Annotated in this window: 23 protein-coding genes; 8 read left to right on the plus strand and 15 right to left on the minus strand. The window is 57.1% G+C overall.

Annotation, left to right across the window (positions count from 1 at the left end):
• Positions 1-266: 266 nt before the first annotated feature.
• The 3 genes from BN3002_RS05690 to fdxA form a co-directional block, all read right to left on the minus strand.
• On the minus strand, positions 267-1,625 hold the full coding sequence (locus BN3002_RS05690; protein ID WP_074026197.1) for a citrate synthase: 1,359 nt from the start codon (positions 1,623-1,625) through the stop codon (positions 267-269).
• 136 nt (positions 1,626-1,761) lie between these two features.
• Complete coding sequence (gene dapC / locus BN3002_RS05695; RefSeq protein ID WP_058237064.1) at positions 1,762-2,940, minus strand: succinyldiaminopimelate transaminase; 1,179 nt, start codon at positions 2,938-2,940, stop codon at positions 1,762-1,764.
• A 90-nt stretch (positions 2,941-3,030) separates the two neighbouring features.
• The gene (gene fdxA, locus BN3002_RS05700) at positions 3,031-3,369 is read right to left on the minus strand and encodes a ferredoxin (RefSeq protein WP_058237065.1); all 339 of its coding nucleotides are present in this window, start codon (positions 3,367-3,369) and stop codon (positions 3,031-3,033) included.
• A 306-nt stretch (positions 3,370-3,675) separates the two neighbouring features.
• On the opposite strand from fdxA, the gene BN3002_RS11545 reads away from it, so the two are divergent.
• Complete coding sequence (locus BN3002_RS11545) at positions 3,676-3,861, plus strand: putative acetyltransferase (RefSeq protein ID WP_058237840.1); 186 nt, start codon at positions 3,676-3,678, stop codon at positions 3,859-3,861.
• 79 nt (positions 3,862-3,940) lie between these two features.
• Here BN3002_RS11545 and typA read toward each other — a convergent pair whose 3' ends face one another.
• Complete coding sequence (gene typA, locus BN3002_RS05710; RefSeq protein ID WP_058237066.1) at positions 3,941-5,860, minus strand: translational GTPase TypA; 1,920 nt, start codon at positions 5,858-5,860, stop codon at positions 3,941-3,943.
• Positions 5,861-6,199: 339 nt separating this feature from the next.
• Positions 6,200-7,765, minus strand: coding sequence for a hypothetical protein (locus tag BN3002_RS05715; protein ID WP_154955705.1), 1,566 nt, complete (start codon positions 7,763-7,765; stop codon positions 6,200-6,202).
• 348 nt (positions 7,766-8,113) lie between these two features.
• Here BN3002_RS05715 and BN3002_RS05720 point away from each other — a divergent pair, with 348 nt between their 5' ends.
• On the plus strand, positions 8,114-9,028 hold the full coding sequence (locus tag BN3002_RS05720; RefSeq protein WP_058237068.1) for a D-hexose-6-phosphate mutarotase: 915 nt from the start codon (positions 8,114-8,116) through the stop codon (positions 9,026-9,028).
• A 163-nt stretch (positions 9,029-9,191) separates the two neighbouring features.
• Here the strand turns inward: BN3002_RS05720 and BN3002_RS05725 are convergent, their stop codons facing one another.
• Positions 9,192-10,055, minus strand: coding sequence for a DUF3825 domain-containing protein (locus BN3002_RS05725; RefSeq protein ID WP_157843513.1), 864 nt, complete (start codon positions 10,053-10,055; stop codon positions 9,192-9,194).
• A gap of 399 nt (positions 10,056-10,454) precedes the next feature.
• Here BN3002_RS05725 and BN3002_RS05730 point away from each other — a divergent pair, with 399 nt between their 5' ends.
• Positions 10,455-11,051 carry a Pycsar system effector family protein gene (locus BN3002_RS05730; protein WP_154955706.1) on the plus strand — a complete coding sequence of 199 codons (597 nt, stop codon included), beginning with the start codon at positions 10,455-10,457 and terminating at the stop codon, positions 11,049-11,051.
• Positions 11,052-11,058: 7 nt separating this feature from the next.
• Positions 11,059-11,790 (plus strand): adenylate/guanylate cyclase domain-containing protein, encoded by a 732-nt coding sequence (locus tag BN3002_RS05735; RefSeq protein ID WP_058237071.1) that lies wholly within the window; start codon positions 11,059-11,061, stop codon positions 11,788-11,790.
• Between the two features lie 9 nt (positions 11,791-11,799).
• Here BN3002_RS05735 and BN3002_RS05740 read toward each other — a convergent pair whose 3' ends face one another.
• The gene (locus BN3002_RS05740; RefSeq protein ID WP_058237072.1) at positions 11,800-12,495 is read right to left on the minus strand and encodes an adenylate/guanylate cyclase domain-containing protein; all 696 of its coding nucleotides are present in this window, start codon (positions 12,493-12,495) and stop codon (positions 11,800-11,802) included.
• Positions 12,496-12,792: 297 nt separating this feature from the next.
• Positions 12,793-13,767: an NAD-dependent epimerase/dehydratase family protein gene (locus BN3002_RS05745; protein WP_034662607.1), complete on the minus strand. Its 975-nt coding sequence runs from the start codon at positions 13,765-13,767 to the stop codon at positions 12,793-12,795.
• A gap of 434 nt (positions 13,768-14,201) precedes the next feature.
• Here BN3002_RS05745 and BN3002_RS05750 point away from each other — a divergent pair, with 434 nt between their 5' ends.
• Complete coding sequence (locus tag BN3002_RS05750) at positions 14,202-14,609, plus strand: type IIL restriction-modification enzyme MmeI (RefSeq protein WP_425319843.1); 408 nt, start codon at positions 14,202-14,204, stop codon at positions 14,607-14,609.
• Between the two features lie 70 nt (positions 14,610-14,679).
• Here the strand turns inward: BN3002_RS05750 and erm are convergent, their stop codons facing one another.
• Positions 14,680-15,534 carry a 23S ribosomal RNA methyltransferase Erm gene (gene erm, locus BN3002_RS10750; RefSeq protein WP_016456425.1) on the minus strand — a complete coding sequence of 285 codons (855 nt, stop codon included), beginning with the start codon at positions 15,532-15,534 and terminating at the stop codon, positions 14,680-14,682.
• A gap of 1,839 nt (positions 15,535-17,373) precedes the next feature.
• Between erm and BN3002_RS05765 the strand changes: the two genes are divergently transcribed.
• The 3 genes from BN3002_RS05765 to BN3002_RS05775 all read left to right on the plus strand — a co-directional run bounded on the left by BN3002_RS05765 (position 17,374) and on the right by BN3002_RS05775 (position 21,029).
• Positions 17,374-17,682, plus strand: coding sequence for a helix-turn-helix domain-containing protein (locus BN3002_RS05765; protein WP_024058948.1), 309 nt, complete (start codon positions 17,374-17,376; stop codon positions 17,680-17,682).
• 171 nt (positions 17,683-17,853) lie between these two features.
• The gene (locus BN3002_RS05770; RefSeq protein ID WP_024058949.1) at positions 17,854-18,153 is read left to right on the plus strand and encodes a hypothetical protein; all 300 of its coding nucleotides are present in this window, start codon (positions 17,854-17,856) and stop codon (positions 18,151-18,153) included.
• Between the two features lie 1,529 nt (positions 18,154-19,682).
• On the plus strand, positions 19,683-21,029 hold the full coding sequence (locus BN3002_RS05775) for an ATP synthase F0 subunit B (RefSeq protein ID WP_040693938.1): 1,347 nt from the start codon (positions 19,683-19,685) through the stop codon (positions 21,027-21,029).
• A gap of 569 nt (positions 21,030-21,598) precedes the next feature.
• Here BN3002_RS05775 and BN3002_RS05780 read toward each other — a convergent pair.
• The 6 genes from BN3002_RS05780 to BN3002_RS05800 all read right to left on the minus strand — a co-directional run bounded on the left by BN3002_RS05780 (position 21,599) and on the right by BN3002_RS05800 (position 26,718).
• Positions 21,599-22,024 carry a single-stranded DNA-binding protein gene (locus BN3002_RS05780; RefSeq protein ID WP_048733861.1) on the minus strand — a complete coding sequence of 142 codons (426 nt, stop codon included), beginning with the start codon at positions 22,022-22,024 and terminating at the stop codon, positions 21,599-21,601.
• An 89-nt stretch (positions 22,025-22,113) separates the two neighbouring features.
• On the minus strand, positions 22,114-22,257 hold the full coding sequence (locus BN3002_RS11270; protein ID WP_016456431.1) for a hypothetical protein: 144 nt from the start codon (positions 22,255-22,257) through the stop codon (positions 22,114-22,116).
• A 159-nt stretch (positions 22,258-22,416) separates the two neighbouring features.
• Entirely contained in the window at positions 22,417-23,439 is a 1,023-nt protein-coding gene (locus BN3002_RS05785) for a DUF4192 domain-containing protein (protein ID WP_038610815.1), read from the minus strand.
• A 170-nt stretch (positions 23,440-23,609) separates the two neighbouring features.
• Complete coding sequence (locus BN3002_RS05790) at positions 23,610-23,792, minus strand: helix-turn-helix domain-containing protein (RefSeq protein ID WP_022865466.1); 183 nt, start codon at positions 23,790-23,792, stop codon at positions 23,610-23,612.
• 92 nt (positions 23,793-23,884) lie between these two features.
• Positions 23,885-24,865, minus strand: a complete 981-nt coding sequence (locus BN3002_RS05795; protein ID WP_022865465.1) for a restriction endonuclease subunit S — start codon at positions 24,863-24,865, stop codon at positions 23,885-23,887.
• Complete coding sequence (locus tag BN3002_RS05800) at positions 24,862-26,718, minus strand: HsdM family class I SAM-dependent methyltransferase (RefSeq protein ID WP_024058955.1); 1,857 nt, start codon at positions 26,716-26,718, stop codon at positions 24,862-24,864. Before BN3002_RS05800 ends, BN3002_RS05795 begins: the two co-directional genes overlap by 4 nt.
• Positions 26,719-26,951: the final 233 nt, after the last annotated feature.

The raw sequence follows: 26,951 nt of genomic DNA on the forward strand, positions 1-26,951 counted from the left end.
TGTGGATTACTGCACCTTTTCAGTAAGGTCACACCCTGTAGCGCACCCAAACTTAATTGTCAAATTGGCGTCTTTCCAACGATTTCCGGGACTGCGCCGACTGGTTCCACACAGTCCACAGTTTTATCCACAGTCCTCGCGTCCAGTCGCCCGCAACTAGGCCACACAGACCGAAACGCGGAAGGAGAAGTCCCCCAGCCCTCAACAAGATCTCGCGAGTGGTCGCGTGCAAGCGACCACTCGCGAAAAAACAAAAACTGCGCGGACTAGCTACGCTGGCGTAACGGCACGTAGTCGCGTTCAACCTCACCAATGTAGACCTGACGGGGCCGACCGATCTTCGTTGCCGGGTCCTCCGTCATCTCCTTGTACTGCGCAATCCAGCCGGGAAGACGCCCCAGTGCGAACAGCGGTGTGAACATCTTGGTTGGGAAGCCCATCGCCGAGTAAATCAGGCCAGTGTAGAAGTCAACATTGGGGTACAACTTGCGTTCCTTGAAGTAATCGTCATTCAAGGCAATATCCTCGAGCTCCATCGCGACATCCAGCATCTCATCGCGTTTGCCCAGACGAGACAGCACATCGTGAGCCGTTTCTTTTACGATGGCCGCCCTCGGATCGTAATTCTTGTACACACGATGGCCGAAGCCCATCAAGCGCACGCCCTCTTCCTTGTTTTTAACCTTCTCAACGTAGGACTGAACTGATTCGCCCGATTCGATGATCTGGTTGAGCATCTTCAGCACGGCTTCGTTGGCACCGCCGTGAAGCGGACCTGCCAGCGCGCCAATTCCCGCTGCCACTGATGCATACAGGTTGGCTTGCGAGGAGCCGACGAGGCGGACGGTGGACGCCGAGCAGTTCTGCTCATGATCGGCGTGCAAAATGAACAATGTGTCGAGAGCATGCACCAGCGCCGGATCAATGTCATAGGACTGGTACGGCATGCCGAACGTCATACGGATGAAATCCTCGGTGTAGGAACGTTGAGCATCTGGGTACAGCAGTGGCAGGCCGGCGGCTCGCTTCGCGATGTAGCTGATCATGGTGGGAAGCTTCGCCAGCAGCAATACGAGCGCCACGTTGAGTTGCTCGGGGTCGCGCGGATCCAGCGTGTCCTCGTAATAGGTGGCGAAACCGGCGACACCTGCCTGGAGGATCGCCATCGGGTGCCCGCGGTGCGGGAATGCTGTAAAGAACGCCTTGAAATTCTCGTGAAGCAGGCGGTGACGCTGGATACGACGGATGAACAGCTCAAGTGTCTGCGCGTCGGGAAGTTCACCATAAATCAGCAGGTAGGCAACCTCGAGGAAGGAGGAATGCTTCGCGAGCTGTTCAATGGGGTATCCACGATAACGCAGGATTCCTTTCGCGCCGTCAATAAACGTGATGGCAGACTCGCACGATCCGGTGTTGACGAAGCCGGGGTCCAACGTCACAACGTCAGTGTCTGAAAGCATTTTCGTGATGCGTACGCCATCAGAGCCGGCGGTCGCATGGACGCGTTCAAGCGGCAGCGTCTTGTCACCAATAGTCAGGCAGCCGTCCGGTTTAGCTTCGGCGTCATGTGGCTTTGACGAGGACGGGGCTGCTTTCGTTGACTGATCGGAAGCTTCAGTGCTCATCGGTATGTACTACCTCCTCAAACAGGCGCGACTACATCGACGCATGGGCTTATAGTCCTACTTTAATACCCCCGAGGTCAGCTCGCGCAGGGATCTCACATCCAGTAGCGCAGCCCCATCCTCGTCGCATTGGATCTTAGCGACTATTCGCGCTCGCAAACCCGTCAGAAATGAGGCGGCGGGCCGCAGTTTGGATGCGTTCGTCGGTCGCGGTCAGGGAGACTCGTACGAAGTTGGTTGAGCGTTCTCCGTAGAAGTCGCCTGGTGCCACGATCATTCCACGCTCGGCAAACCAGTCGACAAGGTCCCAGCCGTTCATGCGTCCACTCGGATCGCTTACCCATAAGTAAAGACCTGCTGCCGAGTGCGGGTCGACGCACAGCCCCGCGTCCTCAAGGGCACGCATCAAAATGGTGCGGCGAGCTCCATACAGGGCGTGCTGGTGCTCAACGTGGTCGGTGTCCGTGAGTGCGACAGCCATCGCGTGCTGTATGGGCGCGGGGAGGATCATTCCCGTATGGCGTCGCACGGTGAGAACTCGAGAGATCAGGTCGCGATCCCCCGCCATCAGTGCGGCTCTGTAGCCAGCCAAATTGGACTGTTTCGACAGGGAGTATAGGACTATGATTCCGGTTGGGTCACCGTCGCAAATGTCGCGATCAAGCAAGGATGGGACACCCTCGGAAGTAAAAGGAGCCTGCCAAGGCAAGGCGGCGTAGCACTCATCCGAGACCACTATCGCGCCCTTCTCTCTCGCCCATTGGACGCTTGCATGCGACTTCTCGCGAGTGAGGACGTGCCCAGTGGGGTTCGACGGCGAGTTCACCCAGACGAGGGATGCGTCAGGCCACGTGTCGACGCGCTCTGGATCCACGCGGATGCATCGCGCACGGATGAGGCGGGCGCTGATGTCATATGTAGGGTAGGAAACTTCCGGCACAAGGATGGTGTCATCGCTAGTCAACCCCAGTTCGAACGGCAGCCATGCGACCGCTTCCTTCGACCCGATCGTCGGAATGACGGCCGCCGATTGTGCAGTTGCCTCCCGTGGAGATTGGAGAGGAACCATACCTCGCTTCGATGCCCACAGAGCCATTGCCTCCTGGAGTTCCAGCGTGCCTTCAACCCGAGGATATCCAGCAGCATTAGTGGAATTGGCGAGGGCGTCCTGGATGATCGTGGGTGTGGGGTCGACCGGTGTGCCGATCGAAAGGTCACACACGCCACCGGGATGCTCCGCGGCGCGTGCGCGCGCCGGTTCCAGACTGTCCCAGGGAAAGTCAGGCAAATTCAAGGGACGGAGCAGAGTATTCATACAAGTCTCCAGCAAATAAGTGGCGAGTGGTCGCTTGCACGCGACCACTCGCCAATATAGTCATCACAGCGATGCACTGATGGGACTGCCTCAGTTTTGGGACAGGTACTCCTCGTTTTGAGGCGGAAGATCCTGAATCATCTCATCGTCGAATTCTTGTGCTCCGACACGCTGCGCGCCGCCTGGCGAGCCGAGATCTTTGAAGAAGTCGACATTCGCGCGGTAATAATCCGACCATTCTTCGGGAAGGTCATCCTCGTAAAAAATGGCCTCGGTCGGGCACACAGGTTCGCATGCCCCGCAATCAACACATTCATCGGGATGAATGTACAGCGATCGTTTCCCCTCGTAAATGCAGTCCACAGGGCATTCATCCACGCAAGCACGGTCTTTGACGTCCACGCAAGGTTGCGCGATGACATACGTCATGAGATCCCTCCCTCTTCTCAACGCGACGTGCACTCGAGGCCATCACATATCCCACGGGACTGCCGGCTCATCGCACAGCTCGACGCGTTGACTATATTAGTGCCACTATTATCACTCATATGCGACAGCATTCAGGCTGCGACCACCATTTGCGCGTGGACTCTCAGCGATTTCTCCTGTAAAGACGCCACTTAGTCGCAGTGGCGCCCAATCAATCAAAGAAAGCTCATGTTCTCAGAAAACACGTCACAACCTGCCAATAGGGCTCAACACGGCTTTCCTAAACAACCGCCTGAGCTTCCTTGGATGAGATGGGCAGTTGGCACTCGGGTCGTGGTGAGGTATCGCGAAGGCGAAGGCTTTCGCGATGCTCTGGGGACTTTACTGGAAGTTGCGCCCGACCACGTTACTATCGAGGCGCGGCGGGGAATCGTTCGTGTCGAAGCGGACACGATGGTGACCGGAAAAGTCGTCCCTCCTGCGCGCTGGTAGCAGGGCACGAAAAGGCAACCATCCCTGAAATTTCGCCGAGTGGTCGCTTGCACGCGTCTACTCGGCGAAAAAACCTAGACTACTTATCTTTACGACGTTGACGCGCTGCGATCTTAAAACGCTCCTGCGAATCCAACACGACCTTACGAATACGAATCGCCTCAGGCGTGACCTCAACGCATTCATCATTAGACGCGAACTCCAGCGACTCTTCCAGCGTCAGTTTTCGCGACGGAGTCAACGTTTCATACACATCAGCGGTGGCCGAACGCGTATTCGTCTGCTTCTTCTCACGCGTGATATTGACGTCCATATCCTCGTTACGGGGATTCTCCCCTACAACCTGACCTTCATAAACCTCTGACCCCGGCTCAATAATGAACGATGCGCGCTCCTGCAGGTTGGTCATCGCGTAAGGCGTTGCCTGCCCTGCACGGTCAGCAACCAAGGAGCCGGTCAGCCGCTGCTCAATCGTCCCCTGCCACGGAGCATATCCCTCCGAAATTGACGAGGCGATTCCCGTTCCACGAGTTTCAGTCAAGAAACGCGCACGGAAGCCAATCAGCCCGCGGGCAGGGATCGTGAACTGGAGGCGGATCCAACCACTCCCGTGATTAGCCATCGAGTTCATGCGGCCTTTACGCTGAGCCATCAGCTGGGTCACCGCGCCCAGATACTCCTCAGGAATGTCGATGGTCATCTGCTCCATCGGCTCGTGAACTTTACCGTCAATTTCCTTGGTCACAACCTGTGGTTTACCGACAGTAAGCTCAAACCCTTCACGCCTCATCTGTTCGACGAGGATTGCGAGCGCAAGCTCGCCTCGTCCCTGAACTTCCCACGCATCGGGCCGAGAAGTCGGCAAAACCCGCAACGACACGTTACCCACCAGTTCACGATCGAGACGGTCCTTAACCTGGCGAGCAGTCACTTTCGCACCCTTGACACGCCCAGCCAGCGGCGAGGTGTTGATTCCCACGGTCATGGAAATCGCGGGGTCATCCACCTTGATCAAGGGAAGTGGACGAGGATCGTCGAGGTCGACCAGCGACTCACCGATCGTAATATCGTCGACGCCGGCAATTGCAACGATCTCGCCGGGGCCAGCCTCTTCAGCAGGCACGCGCTCCAAACCTTCTGTGCGTAGTAGCTCCGTGACGCGAACAGACTTGATGGTGCCGTCATGACGGGCGAGCCCGACGTTCTGTCCCTTTTTCAGGGTGCCGTTGTGCATGCGCAGCAACGCCAGACGCCCTAGGAAAGGAGAGGCATCGAGGTTGGTGACATGGGCTTGTAGAGGAGCCCCCTCGTCGTAACTGGGACCGGGAATACGTTGCAAGATGGTTTCAAAGAGTGGCTCGAGGTCTTCTTCCGGAAGCTTGCCGTCGCCGGGATTCGTCAATGAGGAGACGCCTGCTTTAGCTGATGCGTAAATCACGGGCACGTCCAGCAATGCATCAACATCCGCTTCCACGCCTTCGTTCATGAGGTCTTCAGCCAAGGACAACAGAAGGTCAGTGGTTTCCGAGACGACCTCTTCAATGCGCGAATCGGGGCGGTCCACTTTGTTGACAACAATGACTACCCGCAGTTGAGCTTCGAGGGCTTTGCGCAGGACGAAGCGTGTTTGCGGCAGCGGACCTTCAGAGGCATCGACGAGGAGGACGACGCCGTCGACCATGGACAGCCCGCGTTCAACCTCGCCGCCAAAGTCGGCGTGACCTGGGGTGTCGATGACGTTGATGGTCACGCCTTCGGTCAGACCGAGTTTTTGCGCAGCGGGCCCGCGGTAGTGCACAGCAGTGTTCTTGGCGAGGATCGTGATGCCTTTTTCACGCTCAAGATCACCCGAGTCCATGACGCGTTCGCCGGTCTTTTCCACCGAATCATGTTCGGAGAAGGCTCCTGATTGCCAGAGCATTGCGTCGACAAGCGTGGTCTTCCCATGATCCACGTGGGCGACGATAGCGACGTTACGAATGTCCTGACGCACAGGCATTGCCTGCCTCCTTTATGGCGACGATCGAAGAAAATGCGCCGAGTGGACCCGTGCAAGCGACCACTCGGCAATAAACGTCTGGGGTTGCCAGTTGAGTGTAGGGGTCGATTCCTCTTCACGCAGCTGTGCACACGAAATACCAGATTAATCACTCATCGGCGTCTCCGATAGAGACGAGCATGCGAAATCGAACACTTTACGACACACAATGTGTTCCGTTTCATCCTGGAACTGCGGCTCTTATCGATCACGACGTCTCATCGTGTACTTGTTCTCATCCCCTAAGGTCGAAGCGGCTTGGTCAGCATCGCGACGTTTCGGCCGCCGCTCGGTCTAGGGTCAGCACACCGCCGCCACTTGCCAGCTATGGCTCACCGACTCGTCCCGCGTCCACGCATTTCGACGCCGATCAAAAAGCGCTTTCTTCCACGAGCGCCGCATGGGAATGGAAGCCGAATGGCCTAACAGCTGGGCAATCCTTCTTTCGAGATACGGCGTCTCGCCGCGAAGATCTTTACGACGAACCACGAGGATAGTCCACCCAGCCTCTTCAAGAACCTGGATCCGCCAGCGGTCATGTTCGGCCTGTGGACCAGTTTCCGGATGGAACTCCTCGCCAAAATATTCGACACCTATCTTCACCGCTGCGTTTTTTAACCCGCTTGAGATCTCACCAGTAGCCCCTCCGGGCACATGGTGCGCGCCCTCGCTCCGCGCCCCTGTCGAGTCCGCCCTCGACCGTCCGAGGCTGCATATTTGCAGCTTCGAGCGCCCACCATCTTGTGCAGGCAGGCACCATCCCAGATCGATTCGGAACGAGCCTTTACCGCTGGCATGCCCTCCACACAAGTTGGTGCTGTTCTGCGGGCAAACGAGGGACTCTTCGCTGTCCGTCACCGAGTCCCGCGCCTCACTCATGCTCCTACTTTTCGCGATTCGGCCTTGCTGTGTGGCGCTGACACGCACAGGGATTTGAAGAATTGGACGGGGAAGGCCTGCTTCACGTAAACGCAGACGAAGGGCAGTTTCCTGAACTGATTCGGATCTGATGTCGGCATTGTTAATCGCAGCACGTAAAATCCGTACACCTCGCCTGCCAGCCCTCGCCTGCGCGGCCTCTACCAGCTCGTCCACTGTTACGAGTCCCTGGCGCAAAAAGCCTTCAATCCACGCTGTCGCGAGGTCAATCGTCGCCCCCATCGCAACATCGCACACTGTGCGCAAAGCGCTCGTGACGCGCATGCCCTCCATGCTCACGATTTCGCTTTCATCAACTTCCATAACTCTGCATGCAACACCAGGTCGGCGTACTGCGCGAGTGCCGGCCGGGCGAAGCACACAGATCCGAAAGGCGTCATCAGCCTCATGGCTATCCCGCACACTAACCCCATACATTAAAGCGGCGGTTTCACCGGCAAAAACAGCATCATCAGGCAAAATCGCCGCGACCGCATGCATCATTTCGCCGTCGAATAGCCGGCGCGATACATACCATCCGCGCGCCAGGTGAACAATGTGTCCAGAGCGGCACGCGCTCTCAATTTGTGAGGTTTCCACTCCAGCCCGCCGCAGTTCATATGTCGATGTCACGACGCGCGAGCCAACCATTTCACGATCGGCACACATGACCGAGGGAGGCTGCGTCACTCCGCCGAGTTCTTTAAGGTCTGTCTGCCACTGCTCGAGGGTGCGCGAGCGGAAACGCAAAACTGGTGAACCACGCGAGGCAGCAAAGCGCTCGCAGTGCGTCAAGGTTCGGATCCCCTCGCGAATGGGCCTCGTAGCAGATGAGCCCGGGTTCTCGCCGTGGGTATCGCCACGCGCCTCTTTCGACTCCGTGGGGATCGTGACTGTGCCATTGCGACGGAGTTCTGGCTCGCTGTTTATGCCTTTCCTAGTGGTCATGGCAGCCACTGTGCAGTACGACACGGCCACCTGGCAGTGGCCGTCACCGAGTTGTGGACGTGGCCTCCACGGGTGAAAGTAGTGTGGATAAGACCATAGCCAGCCACATGCCTGTGGATACTGCTCATCCACGCACACGGCACCTCCCCAGAATTACTGATTCACCAACTCCGCCCCCTCCCTCGCACCGCTTCGGGCTCCTGTAGTTCACGGTGAAGGCAACAGCGCATCAGCCTCCCTCGCCAATGCCCCACCGAATGGCGCACAGCCCGAATGATGTTATTCCTTCTTGTGCAGCCCGCATGGCGAATGCGCCCATGAAAGCCTGTTTCGCTCTACTCTTAAACCATGACGGATTCATCAGCACTTCCCACTCCCCTTAACCTGGAAGGTTCATCCTCGCGGGCGTCGATCTCCCCGTTCGGCGCTCAGGTGCTCGAGTGGACGGTTGACTCTGATACACCCGTGATCTGGATGTCTCCGCTGGCAGCACACGATGGTGTCCGTACGCCACGAGGAGGGGTCCCAATATGTTTGCCGTGGTTCGGAGCTCATCTGAGTGATCCTGAAGCTCCCAAACACGGTTTCGCGCGCACCGCTATGTGGACTCAGATCAGCCCAGATCCTGCCGACAAGGACATTGCGCGCGGGGAAAGCGACTCCACGTATGCCGAATTCGCCCTGGCTCATTCTCCTTCACAGAATTCCAGCCAGTCGGACCAGCCAGTCCAGCCAGGCGCCGACGGCTATTTTCCTTTCAGTTTCGAGGCGAACCTTTCGATCGACGTAGCCGATTCCCTGATGATGAGGTTGACTGTGACGAACACAGACACTCGACCGTTTACCTTTCAGGAAGCTTTCCACACCTATGTGGCGGTTGGCGACATCAAAGACGTCACGATTGAGGGCCTCGACGGCGCTTTCTACGACGACAAGTCGCTTGCACGCGACCACTCGCGCAAGCAAATTGGTGAGGTGACGTTCGTACGGTACACGGACCGGATCTATCACTCTGATGCGAACGTGCAGATCCGCGATCCCCGTTTCCGGCGGATCGTCTCGATTGAAAAGTCCGGCTCGGCCAACACGATCGTGTGGAACCCCTGGTCAGACACGGTTGGCCAATTTGATGATCTTGAATCGCGCGCATGGCAAGAGTTTGTTTGTGTCGAGTCCGGCAACGTTGCAGACGAAGCGATCGAACTCGAACCCGACCAGTCTCACACCATGACTGTCTCGATTTACGTTGACTCGATGGAGTGAGCAGCGATCCCTCACCGAGAAGCTATGGCACAGCGCCTCACTCGCGAGGTCGCGCCAGATCCTTGCTCACCAGTGTCACCTAAACCTCACTCTCCGAAGTGCCCTAGATCCTCACTCCCCAATACCGCCGCTGAGCCCCACCGAACAGCGCTGCCCCACGGCCTCAGTCGACCTCGTTAGGTTCTCCCGCGCTGGGTAGAAGCCACTCGGAGTCAGGACGAGCGACGAGACGGGCATTCGAGTACGCCATCTCCAATGTCAACACGGTGTGTCCGCGGTATATGCGCTCATTAGCCTTGGACACTACCAGCGCCAGATCTGCTCGACCATCACTGTCAAGATCCAACGGCATCAGGAACTGTGCCGTATCTTCAGGCGCGGCCGGATACCACTGAGGCACGACCACTTTATAGTTGCGGCGAGTCTTGCGCAGCGCCCAGTTCACCGCAGAATCAAGCGCCTGTCGCGCGCGGACCGGGTTCGCCTGCAAATCCAGTGGAAAGCGGTCAATGTTATCGCCCAAGATGTGACTGTAAGCCAATTTGAGTTCGCAGCTGCAGTCGTATACGAGGTCGCCAGCTGTTCTCACGTACTGTGTCATCTGCGGCAAGGGGTCAAAATTAGCCAGAAGATCTCTGTTGGACTCGGTAACCCATCCCTTGAAAAACCAATCTTGCGCGTCATCGTTGCGGAAGTGGTTCCTCTCAAAAAGCGCAAAGAGCTCCTCTGAAAGTGCAGTCAGCAGTCCAGTATTAAATGCAGCGTATTGCCCATCAGCGCTCACATCAATCTTGTCTTCGGTGACGAGGCGCTTGTACGTGTAGTTGACATAGTTGTTGAGGATCGGATGGTCGAGTGACCGGGTCGCCTCGCCCCAGTCTTCGTCCTCGGCAAGCGCGGCAAGCTCGTTCAGTGTCTGGTTCCACGCCAAGAGCGGACTGTAACGAGGCGCAGCGCCGCGCTCATATTTCACACGAAACGGGAAGAAAGCAAACTCACGGAGCCGATCCGGATTTCCATTCGTCACGTAAGCCTCCTCAGCAGGTTCGAGGTTTTCCTGTCCTCGCATATAGTGCGTCACTCCTGATCTCTTACTCAGCGCCTGCGCCGACGCGCGCTCGCACCCAACTGTGCGGCTGGCTCGCGCCCAAGCTGGCGATTGCCACGCCTCTCTCTCGGTGAGAATCCGACGTGCGCAGAGACCACTCTATTCACACGTTGAACCGGAATTCGACCACGTTTCAGAACAGGGTAACCTCTGGATCGGTAGGTGGTGCGTCCGCCGCAGTCGCCCCGGCAGCACCGGGGCAGGAGCGTAAACCGTCTTCAAGCTCTACCCGTGACTGCCAGCTCGTGGTCCCCATTTGAGACTCGCGTGTAACGGACGTTCCTGAAGTATCTATGTAAATCTTAGTACTCTAGAGCTATGTTTCGAAAGCCGTCTCGGCGCGGTGGACGACGGACCACCGAGGGCCATCCGCACGACGCGACCACGCGCGTCAGCTCACCCGAGCCTAACCCAGATCACGCATGGAAGACTCTCGCTTTGGTGAACGAGTGGATTCGCCACTCAGATGCGAAGGCCAGCGTGACACTTGCCTTCACCGGGGTGATGGCAACAATGACGTACAACCTCGCAAAGGACTTTACTTCCCGGACTGCACTGTTCGACACTCTCGTTGGGATGGCCTGCTTGTTTCTTTTTATTACCGGCGCTTGGTGCGGATGGACACTGACACCGAGAGTCAAGGATAAGGATGCAGATCAGGACGCGATCAACAGGCTGTTTTTTGGAAGCATCGATCGAAATTTCAGGGGCAAGAGACATGAGTACAGCGAAGTGCTCCATGTACTGACCTCTGACCCTGCTGAGCTGACGAAAGATCTCGCTGACCAGATACATGTCAATGCTCGGATTGCCACGGTAAAAGCATCCGCCGCAAAGTGGGCCATCCGGTGTGCTCTCGCTGCAGGAGCCGCTATCGCAGTCCTGGCCCTCGTTGTCGGCATCACGAACAGTTAGGACGCAAATGGACGGAAACTACAGACCGTATGACTGGAGGGCCAGCTCGGCCCGGATCCAAGCGATCTTGGACCAGCCGGCAGGAGCGTATGAGGAGGTAGACGGGCTTCCTGACCGAAACAAGCTCACGTTCTCCAACGGCTTCTACGGCATGTGCTCGGCGATCTTTATTGACATCCGAGACTCGTCCGGCCTGACGTCGAAGCACAAGAGGCCCGTTCTTGCGAAGATCTACCGGTCGTTTATCTCGGAAATGGTCGCAGTCCTGAATTCGGACCCCTATGTGCGCGAGGTGAATATCGTCGGCGACTGCGTGTGGGCCTCCTACAAGACGACGCAGGTCAACCACATCGACGATGTGTTCGCTACCGCAGCGCAGGCCAATACCCTCTTGGAGCTCCTCAACCACCACTACGAGAAGGCAGGGATCACCCAGCTCCGCATCGGCATAGGCGTGGAATACGGGAGGGTCCTCATGATCAAGGCAGGGTACAGCAGCAGCACGATCAACGACGTCGTGTACATGGGCGACGTCGTCAACAGGGCAGCCCACCTAGCGCACCTGGCGGGGCGCGGTTGGGGATCGAGCCCGGTTGTCGTCGGGGATGTCTTCTACTCGAACCTGAACGATCACAATCAAGGCCTACTCCGGCCGCAGTGGACGTCCGGCATCGGAACCGTGTACCAGGGAAATCCCATCATCCCGCAGATGGAAGAGTGGATCAGCTCCCTCAGTTGACATCCCCCGTCAGACCGGCCACCAGAACCCCGACCCGTAGATCCGATAGCCCATGTCGGAGGTCCCCAGGTCAGTCCACATGTTCCGCTTCGGGTTACCCCCTAGCTTCAAGGTCTCATTCAGACTGCTGTAGACATCGGCAGTGATGTAGGTCGGATAGCGAGGATCGAGCGTGGCCAGCTTCGCCGCTTTGTTTGCTGCGTTCCCAACCCACACTAAGTCATTGCTGCCTCGGATGCCTGTTCGGGCGACGAAAAGCTTCGAGGTATCGATGCCGACTCGCTGCTCTAGCACGAAGGTGCTCTTCGGGTACTTCTCAGCGATCTTCGCTGCCACGATATTCTTCGAAGCCCAATTGATCTGGAGCCCACACTTCGCGGCGGCGGTGTTCTTCGAGTCCCCGATGAACACACCCATGACGCGGTCCCCATCGAAGGCCGTGACGATACCACCCCGCGCTCGAATGATCTTTGCTGCACAGTAGAGATAGCTCTTGTAGACCTCCGCAGCGAACCAGTCCTTGTACCCCTTGACCATCTTCGTCGACGACGCAAGATCCGCGTAGAGGACAGTTGCGTCGAGCTCGACAGCAAGATTCTTCAGCGGAAGGTCATCGGCGTCGGGCACCTTCTGGCCTGCGCGACGTTCCCACTGCTCGTCGACGGTCTTCTGGACGTACTCCTCCAGTTCATCTTTCAGACTCATGCCGAGGCTCCTCCCCACGCTCACTCTAACTGTTTGCTCATTCAGCTTAGCCATTGCGCGGTGTCAAAAGGGTTGCTGCGATAGGTCTGCTCGCGACCCTTCACATACGCCAGAGGTTATATGACGAAACGGAACTCCACGGAGAGGCGAAAGAACGCTACATCGCTCCCCGTCATGAAGAGCTAGCATCGCCGAAGTTCCCCTCGAGTCAGATTCGGACTCATTCTCACAGTCAGTCGCGGAACGAAAACCAACTCAGTACGGTCCCGACTGCAACTAAAACTGTTCCTGCCGAAACTAAATGCCACCTTCTAACCGCTGGCGAAGCACGACTTCCTCTTCATCGCTGAGCCCAGCGAGTCTTTCACCCTGCTGTTCTTCTTCAAATCGCAGCGCATCCGCCAATGTCTCTTTCAACGGGCGAATCTGCAGGCCCGCTTCGTAGGCTGCGGTGCAATCGAGTAGCGCGATGTTGCGAAACTGTTCACCTGGTACCCACAACGGCAACGATTTTGGGCCCATCCACGGGGTTACATCATTAGCGAGAAGCAGTTCATCAGAGCAAGGTCGCTCCGTAGCCTCCGATGCGGTTAACTCACGCGAAATCTTGAACACATCGGACAAGGAAGTAGCAAACCCCGTAGCATTAAAGGTTCCGAAAGTCCCAACTTCTGCAGACTCAACTATCCAGCCTGCAAGGTCTTTCACATCAATCATAGCGACGGGAAACGCCGGGTCTGGGACGATCACGTTCTCACCCGTGGGATGCGCGAAGCGCCACGGATAGTAACCACTGCGCCCTGTTTCGTCGCCGTAGCCAGCGATCAGACCGGGTCGAACTACCATTACCGACCGATTTGTGCTGCGATAAATCGTTTCGCAAGCAGACTTTGCGGCTGGGTACTGCCCCATGTCCTCCATGTAGTCAATTTCAAGCGGAGTGACTACGGAATCAGACTCGGAAGAAATACTTCCCTGATCCTCATATACGCTGCTCGAAGACACAAATATACGATGCTTGGCCTGGAGTTTCGCCGCCGCATCCCGCGCATGCTTCGGCTGACTCGTCAGATCCACAATGGTATCCCAAGTTTTCCCCGCAACCTCATCGTACGCACCGTCACGGTCACGGTCCGCACTCACAAACTCAGCTCCGTTGGGAGCCTTCCCGTTACCTCGTGCAAGGCAAGTAACTTGATGGCCTCGGTCGACTGCTGCAGCCGCAATGTGTCCTCCAAGGAAACCGGTACCACCGAGCAATAAAAAGTTCATGTCACTAGTTGTACACGAAAACTTCTCACACGTGACCAGTCCTAATCCCAGCGCACCCAAGCTAGATTAAGATGTCAGAGCAGGATTGCCCCACCATCTGCCAGAGCTTCTTATTCGGCTAACCTACACATTGAACTTAAACTCGACGGAGTGTCGTCGATAAATAACTATTCGATGCGCAAAGTACAACGAAATACCGCTAGAAACAGACAACATATGGGGGTGCACAGAAACACATATAGGTTCTGCGGAAAACCTATAGGGTGCGTCGCTAAAAACCGCTGTGCGCGAAAAACATAAAGGGTTTACGGACCCGGTCCCAGACCCCTCAATACTCTGAGCCGGAAGAATGGAAAGTGGAAGGTTGATGTATCCCCACTATTTATTTTTTCCGTTTTTCGGAGTACATCGGGAGCTACAACTGCGGACCAGCTCTGTGTGAACTAGATGAGAAGGCGCAGCAGCGAATCATCGACGCTGGACAGTTGGTGCTGCGGGCACGCGAGCGGCACCCCCAGCGGTCACTCGCGGAGCACTACAACCCGTTATCGATGGACCCAATTCTGCTCAAGGCTCACAACAACTTGGACCGGGAAGTCGATAAGGCTTTCGATGTGGCACGCAAACTCACCAACGAGCGCCAGCGCCAGGAGCTACTGTTCGCCAGCTACGGGGAGTTGGCGAGGGGCTATGTCTCCTCGCTTTCATCAAAATCGAAACCACCAGCAGGGTCGTTCCCCGTGCGGGTGATTTTGATCGGTCCCGCTGCTGGGTGTAGAACCCTGTCGCTGGCAACGCCGGGAACTATGACTGTGCCCGACGAGAACACGTCACTGCCATAACGCGGCTCACGGTAGACGAACATGGGTCGTTCACTACTACTGGTGGATTTCGGTTTTGGTGGTGGGGGGATTACCGCCGCCGGCCTCGATTTTTCCGTTGAGGAGGGCGTTGACTACTTCCCGATTGTGAAATGGGCCGATGGCGCGGTGAAGAGGAACCAGTCACCTGGAAGAGATCGATCCAGTCGCTGGTGTGCAATCTGGGAGGTAGGGTTGCGGGGTCGATTCCTCGCGAGCGCAACCATGATTGTGTCTCTGAACGTGATGAAAACAACCCTGCCCTTCGGAGAATTTCCCCTATCCCGCGTCCCCGGGCGGTGAAAACGGTGTGCACCATCGCCTGAAAGGCTTTGCGTTGCTCTATCGGGATCTTCGGGTCACCCACCCGGCGGATCACTAAGATCCCCCCGTCAACGTTTGGCTGTGGCCGGAAAGCAGACCTTGGTACTCGGGAACCAAGGTGAAACGTGAACCATGGGGACCACTGAGCTGTCATCATCGTGCTTGCACCTACCCCGGCCCGGCGGCGAGCGACTTCCCACTGCATGAGGAGTACAGCGGCAGTCCATGCCGGCGCATGCAACAACTTTCGAAGAATGGCAGTGGTGAGGTGAAAGGGAATGTTTCCCACAATGACGCAGGGAGTGGCGGGTAACGGGAAGTTGAGGAAATCATCATGGACCACTTCGACCGACGCCGAGGCGGTCTTTTTTGTGAGTTTGGCAGCTAGTTTTGCGTCTACCTCAACTGCCGTTATTGCCCTCCCCAAGTGGGATATCGGGTGAGTGAGGGCACCGCTTCCTGGCCCGATCTCAATGATGGGGCCGGAGGTTTGTTTTACAAGATCGACGATGGAGTTGATGATCTTGTGGTCTGTGAGAAAATTTTGGCCATGTTCGTGACGGCCGTATCCGTATGTAGACATCAGGTGTGCTCCGTGGAGTTGAAACGGAGCCGGGCATGGCAAATGGCCGCCCGGCTAAAGGACCGGAGCGGTTTCTAACCTGCGGGAGGGAGAAAACCGCCTTAGCGGCTGGTGAGCGGCCGCATGAAAACGGAACCTGAAATCAACATGGGCCTATCGTATCCAATTAATTTCGCAGGGTCCAATACGGTGAGAAAGAAGACAACCGCACCGCAACAGTGCAAGACCTCTCTGGATTGGAATTTAATTGAACATGGGTTTGGGGTACGACGCGCCCTACTCGGAGTGGCACGGACACTACGGCTGCGCGCCCACACACAACAGTAAAGAGCTCGGCAATGCACAGACACGTAACGAGAGCGCCACAAATGTATGTACGTTTAAGTTACAGCATCGACACTGACGCTCCACATGGAGGGACGGCCGCAGCCCTGCAGCAAGCACACGGCAGGGTGTCTGCTTCGGGCGACGTGAAATTACGCAGAAAAATACGAAACACATCACCGCAGGTCACGGTAGGTATTTGCGGGTCATTTCGTAATCTCGTAAACGAAAAGAACAAAACTACGAAACACAAAAACATACGTTGAGCAGCGTAAATGGTTTTCGTTTCGTAATTTTTCCACTTTTTGAAGAAAATCTAAATAAGAAGAGACACCTTGATTGCGATTGTGTCCCGTGTCACATAGCTGCAACCCCTGCAGCGTGCCCTCAACGAGGACGCTCTGTGTCGTAGACATGTGCCTGCAATGCGTGTCTGTGTCTCTCTCTTAAAAGGTTTGGGTCGAAATACCGCAAAATTACGAAACACCGCCGAAATGTGACGTGTCTATGCAGGTCACAGCGTTATCGCGTGTTTTGTAGTTTTGTTCTTTTCGTTTGCGGAAATCACGAAACCGCAGGTAGAGCGTTTCGTAATTTTTTCGTATTTTGATCGGCAAATTACGAAACGAGGTCAAAACTACGAAACGAGCGCGCTACAGACGTGTCACAGGTCATAAAAAGGCGCGCCCCTTGCGTGTCACCGTGACGCAGCATCCCGGCCGTGTCACATAGCTACAACCCCTGCAGCGTGCCCTCAATGAGGACGGTCTATGTCGTAGACATGTGCCCGTAATGTGTGTCTGTGTCTCTCCCTTAAAAGGTTTGGGTCGAAATGCCGCAAAATTACGAAACATCCCCGAAATGTGACGTGTCTGTGCAGGTCACAGCGTTATCGCGTGTTTCGTAATTTGGTTTTCCGATTTTCGTAGTTCTACGAAACCGCAGGTAGAGCGTTTCGTAATTTTTTCGTATTTTGATCGGCAAATTACGAAACGAGGTCAAAACTACGAAACGAGCACACTATAGACGTGTCACAGGTCACAAAAAGGCGCACCCCTTGCGTGTCACCATGCCGCCACACAACAGCTGCCCCACCACAACACCCCAGCCGTGCCACGTGGCGTGTAGAAACGTGCTCGGTTCGATTCGTAAAGATTAGGTCGCAGGCTATTGTGCGCGACGCATAAGTTCCGTACGATGGCCCCCAGACCGTATGTGGCGTTTTAATTCGTTTTTGGTTTAGCCAGCCGCATACGGGGGATAACCCCGAGGATAATTCATAAAGAGACAGCCTCTCGACCGTGATAGGCGCGGTTCCTCCGACGAGATAGACCGGTCGGCAACGGCATTGCCAACCACAAAAGCGGTCAGGTAGGGAGTAAGCGCTCCCGTAAAGCGATGGGACGGCAGACCACCGTTCTAGCGAGTTGAGCACGGCACTCCAAGCCGCCTGAATAGCAAGCCGGTAAAGCACCCCGCTCCGGGACAGATCAATCTGCCCAGGAGCGTTTTTCTATGTCCGAAAAGGACACGACTACCGCCGTCGCGCCACGCTTTTACACGCTGCAGGAACTCGCCGATCTCGGCGTCGGCTCCGAGTCCACGTTGCGAAAAGCTATTAAAGAGGGCCGTCTTTCATTCCACCGTTTCGGCACCGCCTATCGGATTCGCCAAGACGATCTCGACGCCTACCTCGCGGCCGCACGCCGCCCTGCCCCGCAGCTATTCGACGGCTTCGTCGATGCCGTCGTGAATGCAGCGCCCCAACTGACAGATGAGCAGCGCCAGCAGCTCGTCACGGTGCTGGGCGGTGTGAAGCACTAATGCGGACAAACCCGCCTACGACGAGATCCCGCCGCTTAGCTCAGCTAGTCAGGCTGGGTCTTGAACTGAGTGCGAGGGCTGATGGGTGATGGCCGTGCTACTACACACGCGCGCTCCACCGTCGTGCCCCGAGTCCAAATAAACAGTTCATTCAACCAAGGAGAACAAACCATGTCTTTCAGAGACGATTACGCAGCAGCGCTGCGCGATGAGCAGCAAGCAAAAGATACCGTGAACGAGGCGCGCCGTGCACACAAAGCGACAAAGGAGCGCCTTGCGCAGTTGCGCAAGTATGCCGAAGAGTTCGAGGTGAATCTCGACGGTGACAAGTCCGCCAGCACCGAAGGGGACGGTGACAAGTCCGCCAGCACCGAAGGGGACAGCGATACACCTGAGAACGGTGACGGCGACACGCCTGAGAGCACCGAGGGCAGTAAGCCGAAGCGGCATCTAGAAGTTGTACCCGACTAACCCTTTAGCCGTACACGCAATCACCTCATGTGTGTACGGCCACGCGGCGTGACGACGTACAGCCGTCACGTTTGATGTCGCCACACACCCCGCTCGCAAGGGCGGGGTTTTCGCGTGTGTGCGGGTGGCTGCGGCACCGCTACACGTGACACTGTCACGATGCTTGCGCCGGTATCGGCGACGGGGCATATACACGTCTGCCCCGTCGCCTGGATCATCCGCCACATGGCTGGCGGTATGTCGCGCTGCTGTCATGCGCGGTTCCGGCCGGCATAGTCTCGTGTGGATGTGAAATATGCCGAAGACGGGACTGTGGGCGCAGCAAAGACAGCAGCGTGGACAGAGCAGATTTCAGCAGCTGTGCTGCTGAAGATGCAACCGCGACGGCAGATGATATGCGGCGCATGCCGCATAATGCCGCGTCGTGAGATACGCCAATATCCATCTCGGCAGGCTTGCCGTGATGGAGCGTTTCGTGATGACCCAACCACGACACATCGATGCTGGCATATCCGACTGTATATCGACGGGATATATCGGATTGCCGGCAGTGTCGTGACGTAAAGCATGGGTCATCACACAAGGTGCAGCGCCAGCTGCACTATTGGGCATCTTGACCGGAGCGCAAGCGGAGGGAAAGGTAGACCCAGCCAGACCGAGCGAGCGAGGTCTGAGTCTGGGGCTATGAGGGGCGGCGCGCCAGCGCCGGGCACCGGGTTATGCGAGCGCCAGCGAGCGGTAACACCCGGTGCAGTGCCTCGGCTATGCCGAGCGCCGGAGCGCAGCGGAGGCGTCGCACCCCCTTATGCCCTTTTCCCCCTTCTATCCCTATAACGACAAACTCATAGGGGTTTTGACACAGAAGGGGGCTGCGACCTGCGTGTTTCGGGTCTTTATGCGGTCTTCGACCCTTACCCGAAACGGCCCGTTGATGCGCGAAGCGCACATGGTGCCTACGCAAAATCTGCAGGTCGCCACGCTGTGCGCACCACATACGGCGTCAGTCGTTGTATGTCGGTCTTAAAGTAAGGGCCGATGACGGGTGGAAACGCCGCTTGCGGCGTCTTCCCGCGTCATCGCGCACGCCGTGTGCAACGTGAGCTTGCGAACGTGCCACGGCGTCGAACCGAACGGCAAGACCGACATCGTTAACGTGGTGCGCACAGCCACACCCTGCATAACGACACCGCCGCTAGGCGGTCATTGCAGGGTGGTGAACATCCCGCAGCGAGCCATCCGCCGCAAGGCGGTGTTGATGCTGCTGCGGGTGATAACAACACGGGTCGAATAACACACTCCATATCGGCCCGTGCCATAAGCACAGTATCTGTGCAGACGCATCACGTTCGCGGCGGCCATATGCGCGCAAGCGCATGTAACGAGCACCGCCAGCGACGTGTGTTTCGCAGCGCGTCGCGCTGCAGCAGATCCAGCGGCAGCTGTTGATGCAAATGTGTAGCGCCGCGACTCGATTGGTTCATCTTTGTGGCAGCGGCTGTACGGCCCTGTGGCGGCCGTAGACGCCTCGGATGGACGGAGTGCGCGTGCAGAAGAACAGTTTCAAGACGTCGCTGTTCGTCGTGTATCTGCCGAAGTCGATGTGCAAGGAGATCCCCGACTACTACACCAGTGAGGTGGACGGGCGCGAAGTGAAACGTCCGCGCTATGTCGCCCGCGACTACGAGGAAGCAAAGCAGTACCTCGAAGAGTCAATGCGCTGGCTTGCAGAAAACTTCATCCCCGGCGGTATCGACGCAGTCGCTGGCGGTGATATGAACTTTGACGAATCAACGCCACACATCCAGTTCCAGGCGGATACGTTCTCACCGAAGCCCGAAGATCCCGACAAGCTCCGTTGCCGCCCCGGCATCGCGTACAACACTGACACCTCAGTGCGGTACACATCCGGCCCGAAGAAGGGCAAGCAGATCTCGGGTAACCAGAAGTTCATCGACGCGCAACGGGGCCTGCGCGAACACATGCACTCGCTCGGCTATCCGGTGGAACTAGAAGTCTCCGAACGTCATGACGAGTCACTCAACCTCGACCGCTACACCGAGCAACAAGACCGGGAGCGCGATCTCGCCAAGCGCGAGGATGATGTGGAAGTCAAGAAGCGATCCGTGCAGCGCGACATGGACGCAATTGATCGTGACCGCGAGCAGGCTGCTAAGGAACTTGAACAGGCGCAAGAAGCCCGCGAAGCAGCCCAGCGCGTACAGGAGAATGCTGAAGCACAGGCTCGCGAGGTTGCCGAGCGTGTGCTCAAGGAAGCACGCGAGAAGGCCGAGCAAGAAGCCGAAGAGATCCGCAGCGAAGCACGCAAGGATGCTGAGCAGGAGTTGGGCCTGGCCGAAGCGCAAGCAGACGAGCTGCTCGAACGAGCCGAAGAGACTGCGCGGGCCAAGGCGGGCGATATTACAGCCGCAGCTCGCAGCGAAGCAGAGACGATCACTCGCAAGACCGACGAGGCCCGTAAGCAGGCTGAGCGCGACGCCGAGACGATCCGCAGCAAAGCACGAGATGAGGCCACGAGCATCCGCGACGAGGCCACACGCGACGCTGCAGTAACGCGCAAGGATGCCCGCGATGAGGCTGATCAGATCCGCCGCAACGCGCACACGGACGCCGAAGATGAAGCCGCCATCATCATCGAAGAAGCGGTGAAGTCAGGACAACAGTTGGAGCACTTGGATAAGAAGTTCCTGGTGCAAGAACTGCATCGCAGCCCAGAGTTGCTTGAGCGTTACACGCTGTTCAGGCAGTCGCAGACCTCAGGCAAGAAGGGCGGGGCGCAGCAGCGTGCACGCGAGCGCATCGAGAAGCGCCGCCAGCAGCAACAGCAGCGTGATCGTGATGGCGGTATGGAGTTGTAGCACTGCTCTCCCCTGCCCTGTACGGCCTTCTGCGGGCCTAACAGGGGGCCGTCGGCGTCGTAGGTCATTGGCGGCGGGTAAACGGCTGATATTCAGCGAAAATCGAAGAAATCTCGGCTAGGCGGGGCCGGTGTCACTACGTTGCGCAGTGAATTGGCCTGTTGAGTGGCGGAGATAGTGCGCAGCACGTCGGTGTGTACGACGGGGCATGTGCTGCGCAGAAGAGATGTCCGTAGAAGGGCCGACAGAATGTCGTTGTCATTCTGTTGCGTAGTAAAGGTGTCAATAGGATGACAAACCACTTCACTGCCCAATTCACATGTCATTAAAGTGACAGGGCATTTGATTGCGCAGTAAACGTGTCGATGAAATGGGTGCCCAATACACAGTGCAACCTACGTGTTAATGAAATGTCACAGACACTACATAGTGCAGTGAGTTGCGCAGCAGAAACGCCAGTAAAAGCACCGCACCACTGCACCGTAAAACTGCACAAGTGATTCGCAGCAAATTGGCGTGTGAAATGGTTGAAAAAATAACCCCGCAGGTTTCCCTGCGGGGTTTCGTAGTTAGAACGGTACTTCTTCGCCCTCAGCGCCAGCCAGGGCGGCGGTCGCCGCCTCGCCTCCGCGACGGACAGCGCGAGCAGCGGACTCCTTCTTGGAATCGATCAGCTGCACCGTGTCGATGCGCGCCACCAGCGGGTACTGCTTCACACCGTCCTTGTCGGTGTAGACGTCGGTCTTGAGCGAGTAGCTCACCGCAACGCGATCGCCGGAGCCGATGCAGCCGAACACACCGGGGTTCGCGGCGTCCTGGACGTAGCCGGTCAGCTCCACGATCTCGCTTTCCACCTTGCCGGTGGACTTGTTCTTGAAGGTGTTGCGCGCATAGACGCTGAGCTTCACCGTCGCGCCGCCGTTTGCGTGCTCGAACAGCTTGGGTGCGCGAGCTGCGTTGCCGACGATGGTGCCGTTGTTGAAGGGGTTGGACATGATGGTTCTCCTTACGTGAGTGGGTGTGATTTGCCGTGCAATTTGGGTACTTAAGCAGCGGCTTTGCCGCTGCGGGGGTTGAGCTGTCGTTACAGCACTGCCCAGGGCAGCGGTGTGCCTGCCGCCTCTAGGTCGCGCAGTTCTTGTGCTGCGCCCGGATCGGCGTCCTCGCCGTCGATGCCGTCGGCGAGCTGGTAGAGCAGTTCCAGGTCGGTGTGGGTGATGTCGCGCATCAGGTGCCTCCTTGTTCGGATGGATGGTCAATCCGTCTGTTGGAGACAGCTCTGCTGTCTAGGGGGTTCTCCCCCGCCCCGCTAGGTGTGCATCTCTGCTGGCCACGGCCCCGCGAGAAAAAGAAACCCCGTTGCATCGCTGCAACGGGGTGTGTGGTGTTACTCGGTGAACAAGATCGTGCGGGTCTTCTCAGCGCCCTCGCGGACGAGTTCGACCATCCGCTCGCCCTGGCCAATGTCGGTCAGCTTGGCCACCAGAGACGGGAAATTCTCGTCTGGTCCGATCTCGGTGGCTCGCTGCGCAGCCACGCCAGCTAGTCCCGGCTGGCCTGTGGCGTGAGCGAGCACGGCAACAGTGGCGGTGAGCTGCGCCCGCATCCCCGGCCAGCTGGTCGGGACAGCGCGCATAACCTGCTCTATGAACGCAAGGCCAGCCTGCGGCTCATCGAGCAGCGCTGCGAGCAGCGTGTCTCGCAAGCGCGGCGTGGTGAAGCATTTCAGCGCAGACCGAACAGCACGAGTGCTCGGCTGGGTGATCCCTGCCGCCGCCTGCTCGTATTCACGCTGCAGCACGTCCGCGAACATGGGCGGGATATACGCCAGCGCGTCTTCGATGATGTCGGCGTGCTCGGCAGCGTCGATGCCGTGATCGGTGCTGTTCAACCGTGCTTCGATGTCGTCTTTGCTCGGCTCCGGCAGCTCTCCGGTGTGCTCTAGCATCTGCTGAAGCGCCGCCGATGCGGCGACCTCGCCGACAACGCCGTGGCGTGGCTCGTCGATGAGCGGATGCTGGTACACAGACCACCACGCGGCCCCGGTGACGATTTCGGGCACCTGCACCACCCCGAGCAGCGGCGGTAGGTGCACTGCCCCGCTGGTGAGGTACGTGGCCGTCTCGTCGAAGACCGGTTGCGCAATGTCATCGCTGATCATGTACGCGATAACTGCGTCGAGTTCGAGGTGGTGGACCCACGCTGCGAACCGCTCGCGGCTCTCGTTGAGCTTCTCCACGGCCTCGTCCAGGTCGAACCGTGCGACCGGGCCGAGGCGGACGGTGTCGACGCCCTCGTCGTCGACGAAGAACGCGAGGATCAGCGAGTTGTTCGGGTAGAAGCCGAGGATGCCGGGGAGGTTCGCAAGGATCTCGCCGTGAGATGCAAGCGTGTGGGAATGAGTGGACATGGCAGTGCTCCTTTGCACGAATACGGGGTGTATGTGGTCAATCCCGTATTCGGCCCGGCTCTGCCGGTCGCAGGCGTATCCCAGCAGTACAGTGCCTTTGTGCGCCGGGCGTCGCTAGCGCAGCCTGGTGCCTTCTCGCCGGGTGCGAGCGCTAGCGACGCAGCCTGTGCTTAGGCGTCGGCTTCGATGCGCTTGAGAGCGCGATAGATCGTCGGCCGCGAGACGTTGAATGTCCTGGCTACTGCACTGACGGACTTGCCGCCCTCAATAAGCTCCTTGGCGATCTGGGCTTGTTCTTGGTCGAGCTTCGGTTTGGGGCCGGCGACCCTGCCCTGGGCGCGGGCGTGCGCCACGCCCTCACGGGTGCGCTGGACAAGAAGGTCACGCTGAGTGTCGAGCTACTGTCTCTGCTTGGAGGTTGGAACGTAGGCGTAACCGATGAGCGTTAGACACCCACCTCACCAGTGATCGCGGCAGAAAACGGTAATCCTTGCATAAAGCCTTCCATGTAATCCCAGTCAGGCTTCCCGGTTGGTGCAGCTGGCAACCGAAGTGTCATCTTCCTCATTCGAGCCAAATTCCACTTATACCCATACGTGAATCGGTCCTTCTCGTGACGAATCATGGTTGAGATGAACAGCATTGCCCAGTAGGACACTTCTTGTTTAGGGATTAACACCTGAATGTCGTCTGAGGCGAAGTACGGTTGATCCTGGTAGAAGGAATAACCAACCGATCCGTTGTAGGGAACTGTGATGGTCCCTGCGGGGAAGAGTGGTTCAAGCGCGCTCCAATCGGTAATCCCATTGTTACTGTCCGAAGCACCTATGAAACGTGTTGTTCCCGGTTGCCTATTTGCTTTGGTGACTCGCTTACCCTTCTTGATCTCAAATAGCTGTTCTATCGGGAAATCGCACCAGCCACTGGGGTCGGTCAAAGCCACGGGATCGCCTGTAGCTGCCCGAAGCCCCTCATGAGTCGGAACCTCACTAATTTCGACCCAATCGGGTATCTCGGTGGGAACCTCAATAGTCGCTAGAGTGCGGTTTGCTTCCCTTCCGAAAGCGCTATAACGAAAGGCGTTCTTGCGAATACACATCGCGTAGAAGAGACGCTCGTTGAGACTCATGGTGTCTCGCTTTGGACGAAGGACTGCCACGTTCTGAGCTGTATAGAACGGGCGCTGCTGAACATAGGAAGACAGCAGTCGCGACCCTCCGAGGGCAACTGTGATTAAACCTGTGGGATAAGGGGTCAGGTCAGGTAGTGCCTCGACGTACCCGGAGACACCTGATTTTCCGTTCAGGCCACCCACTCGTCCTACAAATGCGATGCCTGTCCGTGGATCGGTTGGTGTCATCTTGTTCATGTCGAGTTTGTTTCCGTACTCAACATGAAATAGGTCACCTAAAGGTTGGCGAGTCACGCGTCCCCGCCTTCTTCGATATCGACCCCGCGCAAGGTGAACAGTGCGTAGTCGAGAAGGACCTTCTCGAAGTCCGACTGGGTAAGAGTCGAGTAGTCCGTTTCCATGTAAGCTTCCGCGACCCATTCATCCTCGGCATCCACCTTTTGCATGACAGATTCACCAGGCTTGACTTCTCGATTACGGAACATCTCAACCCAGTGGTCGCGTATCTCTGGCCAGGTTCCATTTCGATCGACGCGGCCGAGATTCTTAATTTTGACGAACCCGTCTTCGCGCCAATAACCAAACCAGCTTTTCCGGTCAGATCTTTCATGTGGAATGTGTGCAGTAAACACCATCACACAAGTGACGACACCAACCGGGTAAAAGACTTCCGGTGGCATTGACATGACTGCTTCCAGTGTGTGGTTCTTCAGGAGGCTGCGCTTGCGGATGCTAGGCGCAGTTGCGCACGAGATAGGGACAATGGCAATACCGATCGCCCCGGGAGTGAGACAATCAAGCATGTGTTCCACGAATCGCAGCTCGTGCAGGTCTTCCTTAGTTTTGGCGTAAGGCGGGTTAATCAAACCAACTGTCGCTTTGTGGGACTTGACGCCTTTGGTGATGGCGGTGTCAAAACAAGACCCTTGGTAGAGGTTGGCCTTCCCGTCACCGCGCAGGATCATGTTTGAAGCCGCTAGGGCGTACATGCTCGGGTTTTGTTCGACGCCGATCAGTTGGTTTTTCTTGATCGACTCAATCTCGTCTTGCGTGATCGCAGTACGGACCATCTGGTTCATTGCCGAGATTAGGAAGCCTCCAGTACCAGCGCAGGTGTCAAGCACGATGCTGTCCTTATCGACGTTGGCAAGCAGGCTAAACAGCTCAGTGATGTGCTTCGGCGTGAGTACAATCCCCAACCCTTTGCCGTCACCGCCTGTGTACTTCAGGAACTCACCGTAGAAAGCTCCCACAACGTCGAAGTCGTGATAAACGGTGATAAAGGGCAGCACCTTCTCCGCAAGCAGGGTCACGATTTCGTGTAACAAGCCCTGCGGATAGGCTTTGGTAGCTTTACCCAGCTCTGGGTGCACTTGGATGCCAGTAAACGGCTGGGTCATGTTCGTTATCTTGGCGAACGGGATTTGCGCAGACCCGATGACTTTCTGGATCGTTTGCATCCAGAAGTCGGGCAAGTCTTTCGCACCATATGCTTCGTAGGTCTTTGCAAAGACAGGGTCGTTGAGCGCGATTAGGCTACCCGCGACGGCGAGAGGCTTCTCTTTCTCTTCTAGCTCCGCTTCATCCCTCATGAAAGCGTGCATTTCCTGAGAGAACGAAATGAGGTCTTTTGTTCGCTTTGCCTGAACAGAAGGATCGAACGATGCGGCGGTAATGAGGTCATCAAGGCTGACAAGTTCGGTAATCGCTGCACCGCTCGGGGCCTTAAGCGGGCGTGCTTCCTTCTCTCCTTTGGTGGTGACAAAGAAGGACCATTCACTATGTGCAGGCGTGCCCGAGACTGCAATCGAGATCACGGTGTATTTGTGTGTCAGAAAACTTGCGTAGTGCAGAACACCGTCAACCGCGAAGTCTTTAGGGCGATCACGATTTTCCGACTCGTGCCAACGTGTCTCTGCCTTGCACTCGATAACCACGATCATGTCGGGGGTGTCGGGGGCAGTGATGATGAACTCCGGGAAACCACCACCGCCGCCGCCAGTTTTCGACGCCTTCGACAAAGACTTGCGAACCAGCTCAATGGCGGATTGCTGCTTCTCAACGATGATCTTCTCTGCATCCTCGTAATATCCGAGGTTGCGGAGCTTTTCATCGACTAAGTCTTCTGTAATCCGCTCGTTTGCCATGCGGGCACTCCCTATCCAAGTCTGGCCGATCCTCCACATCTCGCCCCTGAGATGTAACGATGTACACATGGCAGGATGCGAAGCCGCCCGGGATCGTTGCGTGAAACGCGGCGTGTAACAAAAACGCAAATTACCGCTACCGTACAACCCGGGTTCTTGCTTTCGGCGCTCGACATGCGGGGTGGAAACAGTCGTGTAATACTTTCCCCGAACGCCACGGTTGAGCAGTGTCA

Source organism: Actinomyces ihuae, from assembly GCF_001457875.1.
Classification (GTDB): domain Bacteria; phylum Actinomycetota; class Actinomycetes; order Actinomycetales; family Actinomycetaceae; genus Pauljensenia; species Pauljensenia radingae_A.